This is a genomic window from Spirillospora sp. NPDC052269, from assembly GCF_040679435.1.
Classification (GTDB): Bacteria; Actinomycetota; Actinomycetes; order Streptosporangiales; family Streptosporangiaceae; genus Spirillospora.
The window spans coordinates 36412-50191 of sequence record NZ_JBFAUU010000019.1; the positions used below are offsets into that span (position 1 = coordinate 36412).

Annotated in this window: 8 protein-coding genes; 5 read left to right on the forward strand and 3 right to left on the reverse strand. The window is 73.5% G+C overall.

Annotated features, from left to right (window positions below):
• Window position 1 precedes the first annotated feature (1 nt).
• Entirely contained in the window at window positions 2–3700 is a 3699-nt protein-coding gene (locus AB0L06_RS34000; RefSeq protein WP_500235262.1) for a nitrate reductase subunit alpha, read from the reverse strand.
• Between the two features lie 453 nt (window positions 3701–4153).
• Between AB0L06_RS34000 and AB0L06_RS34005 the strand changes: the two genes are divergently transcribed.
• From AB0L06_RS34005 to AB0L06_RS34020, 4 genes are read left to right on the forward strand one after another with little or no spacing between them, the layout of a single operon-like run.
• A complete protein-coding gene (locus AB0L06_RS34005; RefSeq protein WP_500235263.1) occupies window positions 4154–4978 on the forward strand; it encodes a DUF2249 domain-containing protein in 825 nt (274 codons plus the stop codon).
• Window positions 4979–5011: 33 nt separating this feature from the next.
• Complete coding sequence (locus AB0L06_RS34010; protein WP_500235264.1) at window positions 5012–5515, forward strand: hypothetical protein; 504 nt, start codon at window positions 5012–5014, stop codon at window positions 5513–5515.
• Between the two features lie 13 nt (window positions 5516–5528).
• Complete coding sequence (locus tag AB0L06_RS34015; protein WP_500235265.1) at window positions 5529–6899, forward strand: TIGR04053 family radical SAM/SPASM domain-containing protein; 1371 nt, start codon at window positions 5529–5531, stop codon at window positions 6897–6899.
• The gene (locus tag AB0L06_RS34020; RefSeq protein WP_500235266.1) at window positions 6880–9513 is read left to right on the forward strand and encodes a multicopper oxidase domain-containing protein; all 2634 of its coding nucleotides are present in this window, start codon (window positions 6880–6882) and stop codon (window positions 9511–9513) included. The genes AB0L06_RS34015 and AB0L06_RS34020 overlap by 20 nt, the downstream gene beginning before the upstream one ends.
• A gap of 95 nt (window positions 9514–9608) precedes the next feature.
• Here the strand turns inward: AB0L06_RS34020 and AB0L06_RS34025 are convergent, their stop codons facing one another.
• Window positions 9609–10064 carry a pyridoxamine 5'-phosphate oxidase family protein gene (locus AB0L06_RS34025; RefSeq protein ID WP_500235267.1) on the reverse strand — a complete coding sequence of 152 codons (456 nt, stop codon included), beginning with the start codon at window positions 10062–10064 and terminating at the stop codon, window positions 9609–9611.
• Window positions 10065–10340: 276 nt separating this feature from the next.
• On the opposite strand from AB0L06_RS34025, the gene AB0L06_RS34030 reads away from it, so the two are divergent.
• Window positions 10341–11621: an MFS transporter gene (locus AB0L06_RS34030; RefSeq protein WP_500235268.1), complete on the forward strand. Its 1281-nt coding sequence runs from the start codon at window positions 10341–10343 to the stop codon at window positions 11619–11621.
• Between the two features lie 199 nt (window positions 11622–11820).
• Here the strand turns inward: AB0L06_RS34030 and AB0L06_RS34035 are convergent, their stop codons facing one another.
• Entirely contained in the window at window positions 11821–13575 is a 1755-nt protein-coding gene (locus AB0L06_RS34035) for a sensor histidine kinase (protein ID WP_500235269.1), read from the reverse strand.
• Window positions 13576–13780 lie beyond the last annotated feature (205 nt).

The window sequence follows — 13780 nt, forward strand, 5'->3', positions numbered from 1 at the left end:
GTCAGTACTCCACTCGCTGGCCGCGGCGGCGGATGACGGTGACCTCGTCGCGCTGGTTGCCGGTCGGGCCGTAGTAGTTGAAGGCGTAGGTGAACTGGGCGTAGCCGCCCGCGAGGTGCGTCGGCTTGAGCAGGAGCCGCGTGAGCGAGTTGTGCATGCCGCCGCGCCTGCCGCTGACCTCGGTCTTCGGGACGTTCACGTTGCGGTCCTGGGCGTGGTACATGTACACGGTGCCTTCGGGCATGCGGTGCGTGACCACGGCGCGGGCGGCGACGACGCCGTTGCGGTTGTAGGCCTCGATCCACTCGTTGTCCTTGACGCCGATCTTCTCGGCGTCGGCGGTGGACATCCAGATCACCGGGCCGCCGCGGGACAGGTCGAGCATGAACTTGTTGTCCTGGTAGTTCGAGTGGATGGACCACTTGGAGTGCGGGGTGAGGTAGCGGACGGTCACCTCCGCGCGGCCCTCCTCGTGCAGGTGCTCGTCGCCGAAGTGCCGGGAGGCGTTCAGCGGGGGCCGGAACACCGGGAGCTGCTCGCCGAGCTCGGTCGTCCAGTCGTGCTGGACGAAGAAGTGCTGCCGTCCGGTGAGGGTGTGCCAGGGCTTCTTGTGCTCGGTGTTGATCACGAAGGGCGAGTAGCGGCGTCCGCCGGTCTCCGAGCCCGACCACTCGTAGGACGTCATCACCGAGCGCGGCTGGGCGCGGGTGTCGGCGAAGGTGATCCGCTCGGCCTCGCGTTCGGCGGACAGCTCCACCAGGCCCTCGCTGCCGGTCTGCCGCTCCATCTCGCGGAAGCCCTCGGTGGCCAGGCGTCCGTTGGTGGTGCCGGACAGCGCGAGGATCGCCTCGCACATGTCGGACGCGGTGGCCAGTGAGGGGCGTCCGGCGGCGACGCCGTCCCGGACGGTCCCGCAGCGGTGCCGCAGGGCGTCGATCTCCTGGTCGGGGTGGACGGTGATGCCCTTGGTGGTGGTGCCAAGGGTGTCGAGGAGCGGGCCGACGGCGCGCATCTTCTGCGCGGTCGCGGCGTAGTCGCGTTCGACGACGACCAGCTTCGGCATCGTCCGGCCCGGGACGGGCTCGCACTCGCCCTTCTTCCAGTCCAGGACCGTCCCGCCCGGCTGGGCGAGCTCGTCGGGGGTGTCGTGCGTCAGCGGCACGGCGAGGACGTCGGTGCGGGTGCCGAGGTGCTCGGCGGCCAGCTCGCTGAACCGGTCGGCGAGGCCGAGGAAGGTGTCGTAGTCGGTGCGGGCCTGCCAGGGCGGCGCGATGGCCGGGGTGAAGGCGTGCACGAAGGGGTGCATGTCCGTGCTGGACAGGTCGTCCTTCTCGTACCAGGTCGCGGCCGGCAGGACGACGTCGGAGAGCAGCCCGGTGGACGTCATCCGGAAGTCCATGGTGACCAGCAGGTCCAGCTTGCCCTCGGGGGCCTCGTCCCGCCACACCACGTCCTTCGGACGTCCCTCGGGCGGGGTCTCCTCGGAGCGGACGGCCGCGTCGGTGCCCAGCAGGTGGCGCAGGAAGTACTCGTTGCCCTTGCCGGACGAGCCGAGCAGGTTGGCCCGCCACACGGTGAGGACGCGCGGGAAGTTGGCCGGGTCGTCGGGGTCCTCGGCGGCGAACCGCAGCCGTCCGGCCTTGAGCTCGTCGACGATGTGCTCGGCGACCGGACGGCCCGCCGCCTTCGCCTCGTCCGCCAGGTCGAGGGGGTTGCGGTCGAAGCCGGGGTGGCCGGGCGTCCAGCCCAGCCGGACGGCCTGCGCCAGGCAGTCGGCGAAGCCCTTGCCGGTGAAGCGGCCGTCGCCGAGGGGGGACGCCAGTTCGTCGGGTCCGAACGCCTCGTAGCGCCACTGGTCGGAGTTCAGGTACCAGTAGGAGGTGCCCGTCATGTGCCGGGTGGGCCGCTGCCAGTCGAAGGCGAACGCCAGGTGCTGGAAGCCGGTGATCGGACGGACCTTCTCCTGCCCGACGTAGTGCGCCCAGCCGCCGCCGTTGACGCCCTGGCAGCCGGTCATCGTGGTGAGCGCCAGGAACGCCCGGTAGATCGTGTCGGAGTGGAACCAGTGGTTGGTGCCGCCGCCCATCGCGATCATCGAACGGCCGCGGGTGCGCTCGGCGTTGCGGGCGAACTCCCGGGCGATCCGGGCCGCCTGCTCCGCCGGGACGGACGTGATGGTCTCCTGCCACGCGGGCGTGTACGGCTCCGACGCGTCCTCGTACGAGGACGGCCAGCTGCCCGGCAGACCGGGACGCTGGACGCCGTACTGCGCGAGCATCAGGTCGAACACCGTGGTGACCAGGCGTCCGCCGATCCGGCGCACGGGCACCCCGCGCACCATGACCGAGCCGCCCTCGGTGGCGCCCTCGTCGAAGCGGGGCAGCGACACGGCGACCGTGTCCTCCGCGCTCTCGAACAGGCTGAGCTCGGGGGTGGTGTCCCCCAGGTCGAGGTTCCAGCGGCCCGCCCCGGTCTTCCCCCAGCGGAAGCCGAGCGAGCCGTTCGGCACGACGGGCTCGCCGGTGGCGGCGTCCAGGAGGACGGTCTTGGACCCGGCGTTCTCGTCGTCGCGGCCGAGGTCGGCGGCGGTGAGGAAGCCGTCCGGGACCAGGCCCAGCCCGTGCTCGCGCAGCGTCACCAGGAACGGCGCGTCGGTGAACGTCCGCAGGTACTCCTGGAAGTACGGCACCTCGCGGTCGACCAGGAACTCGCGCAGGATCACGTGGCCCATGGCCATCGCCAGCGCGCCGTCCGTGCCGGGGTGCGGGGCCATCCACTCGTCGGCGTGCTTGACGTTGTCGGCGTAGTCGGGGCTGACCGCGACGACCTTGGTCCCGTTGTAGCGGGACTCGGTGAGGAAGTGCGCGTCGGGCGTGCGGGTCACCGGGATGTTGGAGCCCCACATGACCAGGTAGCCGGAGTTCCACCAGTCCGCGGCCTCCGGCACGTCGGTCTGGTCGCCGAAGACCTGGGGCGAGGCGACCGGCAGGTCGGCGTACCAGTCGTAGAACGACAGCAGGGTGCCGCCGATCAGCGACATGAAGCGGGAGCCCGCCGCGAAGGACGCCATCGACATCGCCGGGATCGGCGAGAAGCCCACGACGCGGTCCGGGCCGTACCGCTTGACGGTGTGGACGTGGGCGGCGGCGACCAGCTCGTTCACCTCGTCCCAGCCGGCGCGCACCAGGCCGCCCTTGCCCCGGGCCCGCTTGTAGGCGCTCGTCTTCGCGGGGTCGCCGGTGATCTCCGCCCACGCGGCGACCGGGTCGCCGAGGCGGTTCCGCGCCTCGCGCCACATCTCCAGCAGCGCGCCGCGCACGTACGGGTAGCGGACCCGGCTCGGCGAGTAGGTGTACCAGGAGAACGACGCGCCGCGGGGGCAGCCGCGGGGCTCGTACTCGGGGCAGTCGGAGCCGATGGACGGGTAGTCCGTGGCCTGGTGCTCCCAGGTGATGATGCCGTCCTTGACGTACACCATCCACGAGCAGGACCCGGTGCAGTTGACGCCGTGGGTGGAGCGCACCACCTTGTCGTGCGCCCACCGGTCCCGGTAGAAGCTCTCCCATTTCGGGTCGCCGTCCCCGAACACGGCGCGCCCGTCGGCCGACACCTCACGGCGGGTCAGCAGCCGACGGGCCGCCAGCGGCCAGCCCTCCCCTGCGGGGGACTCCTGGCGCCGCGCGTTCTGATCGTTCTCCATGCTCGGAACGCTAGAAGCCGCACCCCTTGGCGTGCCCGGGGCAGGCGGTCCACACCTGGCGGACTTCCGGCCCAATCCGTCCGGTCGCAATAGGGACCATCGGCCCCTCACTCGGGCCCGGTCGGCGCGGTCGGCGGCGGCGTCCGGCGTGCAGGCTGGTCACTGATCGAACCGACGGCCCTCCGCACGACCGCCTCCGTGCCCCGTCGGACGACCATTCCCCCGGCGCCCGCCGCCTCCCGCACGGCGCGCCCGGCGGAGGGCCCCCGGTTCGATCGGAAGTCCGGCCGCGCGCCGCGGCCGGACACGGCACCCGGATCCTCCCTTCGCACGGACCCTCCGCCGCACGGGCCTCCCGTTCGCGGATCCTCCCGTCGAACGGATCGTCCGCCCGCCACGGAGTCCCCTTCACACCGGCCGGCCCGCGCCGGCCCGACCCGCTGGAGCCACGACATGAGCGTGCTCACCCTCGCCTCCGACCCCAAGGACGCCGCGGCCCTCGACGCCGCGCGGGCCCACCACGCCCAGCTGACCGGGGAACTGGCCGGACGCGTGACGATGCTGGTCACCGCCGTGGACTGGGACCCGAACGCCGCCGAGAGGATCCACGCCGACCTCGTCGTGTTCTGCGACCGCTCGCTGCTGCCGCACGCCGCCGCCGAGGAGGCCGCGATCTACCCCGAGGCCCACCGCGTCCCCGAGGCCCGCCTGCTCGTCGAGAGCATGATCGGCGAGCACCGCCGCATCGCCGCGCTCGTCGAGGCCCTGCGCGTCGCGCCCGGCCCGGTGGAGGCCGCGCCGGACGCGCGGGCCCTGCAGGTGCTCTTCGAGGAGCACGCGGCCAAGGAGAACGACCTCGTCCTGCCCCTGCTCGCCATGACGCCCACGGTCTCCCTGGCGAAGCTGCTCGCGGACACCCACCACCGGCTCACGGGGCCCGCCACGGGCTCCCACGGAGATCAGAACGCCGAGGAAGGACGGGACATGCGGGATCAGGCCGAGGAGGCGGGCGGTTGCGGCGGAACGTGCGACTGCGGCGGCGCGGACGGGACGGGCGAGCCCGAGCTGGACGTCCGGACGGTCCCGCACGCCCTGCGCCACGCCACGGTCTTCGGCGCGCTCGACGCCGTCCCGGCGGGCACCGCGATGGTGCTGGTCGCCCCGCACGACCCGCTGCCGCTGCTCGCGCAGATCGAGCAGCGCAGCCCCGGCGCGTTCTCGGTGGAGTACCTGGAACGCGGCCCCGAGGCCTGGCGGCTGCGGCTCGCCCACAACTGATCCCGACGTCGCGGGAAGAAGGGAAGACACGTCATGGACGGATCCCGCCTTCGGGCCGGCGCCCTGCTCGGGACGGTCGGCCTGGGCCTGGCGGTCGCCGGGCCGGTCATGGTGCTCCGCGGACGCGGCGGCAGGAAGGAGATCCGGGCCGAGCTGGCCGCCCAGAAGATCACCTTCCCCGACCAGGGGCTGCCCGCCGAGCTCGCCGCCTACGCGGGCCGCCAGGTGGAGACCGGCCCCGAGGCCCATGCCTACGCCCAGTACATCAAGGGCAATCTCGCCAAGGCCACCGGCGGACGCACCTACTCCGAGCTCGCGACGGAGCTGCACGCCGCCGGAGGCGACGACGAGAAGCTCGTCAGGCTGCGCCAGACCGCGTTCATGGGCCAGTCCCTGCGGGCCTCGCTGATGTCGGCCTACCAGGCGTGGCAGCTCACGACCCTGGCCACGGGCCTGGGCGCCGCGCTGACCGGCCTGGGAGCCGCGCTGGTGGCCACCGCGGGCGTCCTCGCGCCCCGGTCCCCGAACCAGTCCTGACACGGAGGATCCGATGAGCGGCGCAGCCCACCCGACAGGCACGGCCCAGGTCACGGACGCAGCCGAGGTCACAGGCGCGGCCCGGGTCACAGGCGCAGCCGAAGTCACAGGCGCGGCCCGGGCGATTCGGCGGCAGCGGCACGACGCGGGCGAGCGGCCGTTCATCGTCATCTGGGAGTCCACCCGGGCCTGTCCGCTGGCCTGCCGCCACTGCCGCGCCGAGGCCGTCCCCGACCGCGATCCGCGCGAGCTGGACACCGCCGCGGCCAAGGACCTGCTGGAGCAGGTGGCGGCCTTCGGGCAGCCCGCCCCGCTGTTCGTGATCACCGGTGGCGACCCGTTCCAGCGGCCCGACCTGGCCGAGCTCGTCGCCCACGGCAGGGAGACCGGGGTCCGGGTGGCCGTGTCCCCGTCCGGCACGCCGACGCTCACCGAGGAGCGCCTGCGGGCCGTCCACGCCGCGGGCGCGTCCGGGCTCTCGCTCAGCCTGGACGGCTCGACGGCCGCGCTCCACGACGACTTCCGTGGCGTCCCCGGCGTGTTCCGCCTGACCCTGGACGCCTGGGACACCGCCCGCGCCCTCGGCCTGAAGGTGCAGATCAACACCACGGTCGCCCGGCACAACCTGCATGACCTGCCCGACATCGTCCGCCTGGTCGCCGATCACGGGGCGATGCTGTGGAGCGCCTTCTTCCTGGTGCCCACGGGCCGCGGCCGCGACCTCGGCGCGCTGACGCCCGGCGAGGTCGAGGACGTCCTGAACTTCGTCTACGACGTCGGCCTGACCGTCCCCGCCAAGACCACCGAGGCCCACCACTTCCGCCGCGTCGCCCTTCAGCGCCGGGTCCTCGCCGAACGCGGCGACGACCACGCGGCGGCGCTGGGCCTCGGGCCGCTCTACCGGGAGCTGACCGGCCGGGCCGCCGACCTGGGCCTGGACGCCGCCACGCGCCGGGTGCGGCGGCCGCCGCTGGACGTCAACGCGGGCCGCGGCTTCGTCTTCGTCTCGCACACCGGCAGCGTGCACCCCAGCGGCTTCCTGCCGCTGAGCGCGGGGAACGTGCGCGAGACGCCCCTGACCTCGATCTACCGCTCCTCGGCGCTGTTCACCGGCCTGCGGGCCGCCGACAGGCTCGGCGGACGGTGCGGGCAGTGCGAGTTCCGCCGTGTCTGCGGCGGTTCGCGGTCGCGCGCGTACGGCGTCACCGGCGATCCCTACGCCGAAGAGCCGTGGTGCGGATACGTCCCGGGGTCCTTCCCCTATCAGGAGGAGCTGGCGGCGCTGCTGCCCGACAGCGCCCTTGCGGCACCCGCGCCGCCTCCTCGTCCCGGCCCTGCGGCCGGCATTGGCGGCAGGGAGCCCCATGGACGTCAAGAAGGTTGATCCGGCGCTGGGCGGCGGTCGTCCGCCCAACAGGTTCAAGGCGTCCGGACTGCGCAGTCGGCACCTGGTCGCCCACGCGGTGGTCGCGGCGTGGGTGGTGCTCGCGCTGCTCGCGGGGAGCGTCCAGCACACGCTGCCGGTGGCCCGCTGGCTGGCCGTCCACCTGTTCCTGCTCGGCGCGGCCACCACCGCGATCATGGTGTGGAGCGAGCACTTCGCCACCGCCATGCTCCATGCCCAGCGGCCCGACCGGCACTGGAGCGACGCCCGGCTGGCCGGTGCGAACCTCGGGGTCGTCGGCGTCCTCGGCGGCGTGTGGGCCGACCTTCCGGCCCTGACCGGCGCCGGGTGCGTCCTGCTGATCCCCGCCGTCGCCGCGCACCTGGTGGTGCTGGTCCGCATGGGCCGAGGAGCGCTGGGAGGACGGCTCGCCCCGATCGCCGACTACTACCGCGCCGCCGCGATGGCGCTGATCGTCGGCGCGGCGCTGGGCTGGCTGCTCGCCGCCGGCAAGGTCGGGCCCCAGCACTTCAGCGCGCTGAAACTGGCCCACGTCCACGTCACGCTCCTCGGCTGGATCGGACTGCCCGTCCTCGGCACGCTGTTCATGCTGTGGCCGACGGTGCTGGGCGTCCGGATGGCCGAACGCACCACCCGGCTGGCGCGCTGGGTGCTGGGACTGACGGCGGGCGGCCTCGCCGTCACGGTCACCGGGCTGGCGGCCGGGTGGCGTCCCGCCGCCGTCCTCGGGATCGCCTCCTACGCGGCCGGTCTCGTCGTCACGATGCAACTGCTGGCGCGCACAGTGCGGCGACGGCCCGCGATCTCGACGGCGGCCGCGTGGACGCTGGCCGCCGCCGCGGCCTGGCTGTGCGTCGGCGTGGTGGCGGACCTGGTGCTGCTGATCGTCCGGCCGCTCGCCGAGGTCCTGAACGGTGTCGCGTCCCTGGTCCCGGTGCTGCTCGTCGGACTGGTCGCGCAGGTGCTCATCGGGGCACTCACGTATCTGCTGCCCATCGTCCTCACCGGCGGCCCCAAGGAGCGGGCCGCGCTTCGGACGGTGCTCGAGTGGGGCTGGGTACCGCGGCTCGCCGTCCTCAATGCCGGAGTGGCCCTGTTCGGGCTTCCGCTGCCCGGCCTCTTCGGCCGGGTGGGTGTGCTGCTCGCTGGTGCGTCCGGGGCCGTGTTCCTCACCGTGGTGGTGCGCGTGCTGCTCCGCAGCGGACAGGGGCTCCGCCGGGACGCGGGCAAGGCCGGAGTGCGGCGGCGTCCCATCCTGTGGGGTGCCGGCGCGGGGGTTGTGCTGCTCGTCCTGGCTGTGCTGGTGGCGAACGGCGGCCGGGACACCGGCGGCCCTGCCGTCGCGGGCGGGACGACCGGTACCGGCACTCGCACGGTCGCCGTCACCCTGGCCGACATGCGCATCCGCCCGGCCAAGATCGAGGTCGCCGCGGGCACCGTCCTGCGACTGGAGGTCACCAACGCCGACGCGCAACAGCACGACCTCAAGGTGGAGGGCGGCCCCACCACCCCGATGCTCTCCAAGGGCCGCACCCATGTGCTCGACGTCGGACGGATCACCAAGAACCGCCAGGCCTGGTGCACCCTGCCGGGCCACCGGGCGGCCGGAATGACCATGGACATCGTCGTGACGGACGGCGGGACCACAGGCGGGACGGCGAGCGGGACGACGGGCGGCACCGGACACGAGGGGCACACGTCCACCGCCGGGGGAAGCGGCGAACTGGACCTGTCCGCCCCCTTCTCCGCCGGCTGGCGTCCGCGCACCGCCGATCTCGCGCCCGCGCCCGGCGGCAAGGTCCACAAGGTCGAGCTGCACGCCGTCCACGCCACGGTCGAAGTGGCCCCTGAGGTGAGGCAGGAGATGTGGACCTTCGGCGGGACCGCGCCCGGCCCCACCCTCCACGGCGAGGTCGGCGACACGTTCGAGGTCACCCTCATCAACGACGATCCGTCCATGGGGCACGGCATCGACTTCCATCCCGGCTCGCTCTCCCCCGACGAGCCCATGCGCACCATCCCGCCGGGGCAGCGCCTGGTCTACCGGTTCCGTGCCGAGAGGGCCGGGGCCTGGCTGTACCACTGCAGCACCATGCCGATGCTCCAGCACATGGGCAACGGCATGTACGGCGCCGTCATCATCGACCCGCCCGGCCTGAGGAAGGTCGACCACGAGTACGCCCTGGTCTCGTCCGAGATCTACCTCGGGACGCCCGGCAGCACCGCCCAGGTGACCAAGATGCGCCAGAACACCCCCGACGCCTGGGTGTTCAACGGCGTCGCCGATCAGTACGCCCAGCGTCCCCTGAAGGTGAGGGCCGGTGAACGGGCCCGGTTCTGGCTGGTCGCCGCGGGTCCCAGCGACGGCGTCGCCTTCCACATCGTCGGCACCGTCTTCGACACCGTGTACAAGGAGGGCTCGTACCTGCTCAGGCCGGACGAGGCGGGCGGCTCGCAGGCGCTGGACCTGGGCCCCGCGCAGGGCGGCTTCGTCGAGACGACGTTCCCCGCGGCAGGCCACTACGCGTTCATCGACCACGACATGCGGCGCGGCGAGGCCGGAGCCCACGGCATGGTCGAGGTGACCGGCTGACCGTCCGGCGTCCGTGTGGCCTGTCGGTGATTCCGTGTGGCCTGTCGGTGATCAGGACCCCGGCCACCGGGCTTCGGCCTGCCTCCTGAACCTGATCAGGCCCCGAGCAGCGGGCTTCGGCTCGCGGGGCCGAGGGCGCGGGGGGAGCCGTTGAGCTCGCGGCCGGTGATGATCTCGGATTCGATCCGCACGAACACGGCGTCCCGCAGGGGCATCCAGGACGTGGGCCCGGTCCGCGTCAGCCGTTCGTGCTCGGCGGGGTCGGTCACCAGGGTGGCCTGGCCGGTGACGACGACGCTCCAGCCGGACCGGGTCTCCGCGTCGTACTCGTCCGCCTCGAACGCGACCACGACGCCGTCGATGGCGCGGACGAGCTCGGAGTCCGGCGAGGTGCTCAGCACCACCGAGGCGTCCACGTCCAGCGAGAAGTTGATGGGCAGCACCGCGGGCAGCGCCCGCCTCGTGTAGACCACACGGCCGACGGGCGCCTTGGCGAGCAGGCTCAGGCTCTCCAGCCGGTCGAGTGCACGAAAGGCGTCGTTCTTGAGCATGACCCCATCGTGCCTGGCAGGAGCGGTGGGGGGTTAGGGCCGGTCGGCCCTAACCCCCCACCGGCCGGGCGCCGGACCCGGGGCGCGGGGAGGGACGACCGGGTCCCTGGTCCGGGGACCGTTCGCCCGCCGGCAGGGACTGATGGCCCCTGCTTCCGGCGGCCCGCCGGGCGGAGAGTGGAGGCGCACAAACCCCCTTTCGCAGGCAAGGGGCTCGCGCTGAGCCTGCGAACCCGGTGGCGTCGTACCGCCAGAAACAGGAAAGGGACGGACACCATGGTCCAGCCGTTGAAGTCGAAGAGCGGCAGCTCACCGTCGGGCGCTCCGGTGCCCGGCCAGGCCTGGCTGATGCTGGTCCTGGCCACGGCCGGTTTCGCCGTGAACTTCTGGGCGTGGGCGCTGCTCAGCCCGCTCGGCCCCCGGTTCAAGGACGGCCTCGACCTGAGCTCCTTCCAGCAGTCGCTGCTGGTGGCGGTGCCGGTCGTGGTCGGCTCGCTGGGCCGCATCCCGGTGGGCGCGCTGACCGACCGGTTCGGCGGACGGGTCATGTTCCCGATCGTCTCGGCGGCCACGATCGTCCCGGTGCTCTACCTCGGCCTGGCCGGACACTCCTCCCTCACCGCGCTGCTGGCCGGAGGGTTCTTCCTGGGCCTCGGCGGCACCGCCTTCGCCGTCGGCGTGCCGCTCGTGAACGCCTGGTTCCCGCCCGCGCGGCGCGGACTCGGCATCGGCCTGTTCGGCGCCGGCATGGGCGGGACCGCGATCAGCGCCCTGACCACGGTGAAGCTGGTGGACGCGCACAGCATGTCCACCCCGTTCCTGATCACCGCCGCCGTCCTGGCCGTGTACGCCATGATCGCCGCGCTGCTGCTGCGGGACGCGCCGGGCCGCAGCGTGCCGTCCGAGCCCCTGGCCCGCCGGCTGGCCGCCACCGCCCGGCTGGGCATCACCTGGCAGGCGTCCGCGCTGTACGCGGTGGCCTTCGGCGGCTACGTCGCCTTCTCGGTCTACCTGCCGACCTACCTCAAGACCGGCTACGGCCTCACCCAGGCCGACGCCGCCAACCGCATGGCCGGGTTCGTCCTGCTCGCGGTGGCGATGCGTCCGATCGGCGGCTGGCTGTCGGACCGGATCGGCCCGGTCCGGGTGCTCACGGGCACGCTGGTCGTGGTCGTGGCCGGCGCCACCGCGCAGGCGTTCACCCCGGCCCTGGCGCCGGTCGGCACGATCGCCTTCCTGGCCATGGCCGCCGCGCTCGGCGCGGGCAGCGGGGCGACCTTCGCCCTGGTGGCCCAGCGCACCCCGGCAGCCCAGGTCGGCTCGGTCACCGGCGTGGTCGGCGCGGCGGGCGGACTGGGCGGATTCCTGCCGCCCCTGGTGATGGGGTCGCTGTACGGGAAGTACGGAACCTACGCGGCGGGCCTCGTCCTGCTCGCCATCGTGGCCGCCGCGGCGCTGGTCTTCACCGTCACCGGCGTCCGCGCCGCGTCCGAAGGCGGGAAGGAGCCGCGCACCGGCCGCCGGGGCGGAAGCCGCCCCGCGGGCACCACCGCGTAGACCGAACCACCGCGTAGACCGAACCACCGCGTGGACCGAACCACCGCGTGGACCGAACCACCGCGTGGACCGAGCCACCGCGCAGGACGGGTGGCCAGGGCCACCGGCACATCCGGCCAGGCCGGGTCCGACGGCACGACGCCGTCAGACCCGGCCTGGCCGTTCCGGGCGCCGGAGACGCCCGGCTAGGCGATCACGCTCATCCGTCGGCCGAGGGCAGGGGCACGGCCCAGACCAGGATCGTGCCGCAGGGCTCGTTCGGGGAGACCTCGAAGTGCCCGCCCAGCTCCTCGGCGCGCTGCCGGAGGTTGGCCAGGCCGCTGCGCCGGGTGACGGCCGGGTCGATGCCGCAGCCGTTGTCGGTCACCCGCAGGCGGAGGGTCCGGTCGCTCGCGTCGACGCCGACGTCGACGGCCGTGGCCCGGGCGTGCCGGGCGGCGTTGGACAGCGCCTCGCCCAGGACGGCCAGGAGGCGCTCGGCGTACTCGGCGGGCACCTCGGTGTCCAGCAGGCCGGTCATCCGCAGCGCCGGGGTGAAGCCGAGGGCCGCGGCGGCCCGGTCGGTGGCCGTGACCAGCTTCGCCCGCAGGCCGCCGTCGCTGCCGCGGTCGCTCTCCCGCAGGCCGTAGATGGTGGAGCGGATGACCTTGATCGTGTCGTCCAGGTCGTCCACGACCCGCTGGATGCGCTCGCTCACCCGGGGCCGGTCGGCGACGCGCCCGAGCGTGGACTGCAGCGTCAGGGCGCCGGCGAACAGCCGCTGGATGACCAGGTCGTGCAGGTCGCGGGCGATGCGGTCCCGGTCGCCGAGGACCAGCATGTGCTCGGCGTCCTGGCGGTGCTCGGCGACCTCCAGGGTCAGCGCCGCCTGGTTGCCGAAGCCGATGATCATGTCGACGACCGCGTCCGGGAACGCCCGTCCGCCGGGCGCGTTCGCCACCAGCAGGACGCCGCGCACGTGGTCGCGGGTGCCGAGCGGCACGTAGAACGCCGGTCCGAGGTCGACCGCGGACGGGCCGCCGCCCTCGGCGCGCAGGTCGGCGCCGACCGCGTCGCTGGTGACCGTCTCCCCGGTGGTGAACACCTTCGACGCCAGCGTCGTGGCGGGCAGGACCAGGCCGCGGATCTCGTCCTCCCGCGTGCCGGAGGCGACCTCGACGACCAGCTCGCCGCTGTCGCCGACCGGGACGGCCAGCGTGACCAGGTCGGCGCGGGCCAGCTCGCGGACGGTCGCGGCGACCGACGCCAGGACCTCCGACGGCGCCCGTCCGGCCAGCAGGCTGCGGGTGAGCTCGCCGCTCGCCGCCAGCCACTGCTGCTTGCGGCGGGCGTCGTCGTACAGCCGGGCGTTGTCGATCGAGACCCCGGCCGCCGCCGCGAGGGTGCGCAGGACCGCCTCGTCGTCGGCGTCGAACTCCGCGCCGCCGTGCTTGTCGGTCAGGTACAGGTTGCCGAACACCTCGTCGCGCACCCGGACGGGGGCGCCGAGGAAGGTGGTCATCGGCGGGTGCCCGTCCGGGAAGCCCGCGGAGGCCGGGTGGTCCTTCAGGTCGGCCAGGCGCAGCGGCTCCGGACGGTGGATCAGCTCGCCGAGGATGCCCTCGCCGCGCGGGTAGTGCCCGATCCGGGCGACGACGTCCTCGCCGACGCCGACGGTGATGAACTGCTTGATCGTGCCTTCCTCGCCCAGCACGCCGAGCGCCCCGTACCGGGCGTCGACCAGGGTGACCGCCGACTCCACGATGCGGCGCAGCACCACCTCGAGGTCCAGGTCGGAGCCGACCGCCAGGACCGCGTCCAGCAGGGTGCGCATCCGGTCGCGCGCCGCCCGCACCTGGTGGACCTGCTGCTGCAGGCCGTCCAGCAGGTCGTCCAGCCGCAGCTGCGGGGAACCCCCAGGCACCGCGCCTTGGCCCCGTTCCTGCGCGCCCTCGTCCACCAGAACACCCCTCACACCAGCACCGTCGAAGCACTGTTCAGCATGCCCGATGGGTCGACCATGTTCGATACCGCCCCGGCCCACGACCTCGGCGGACGGTTCCTCCGGGCGATTCCGGCCTTCCGTCACAGGCTGCTCCGCGTGCCGAAACGCCTGCCCGGGCGGTGAGTGCCCGCTCCCCGCCGCGCTGGAGTGGCTCCACAGGGCTCCCGAGTGTACG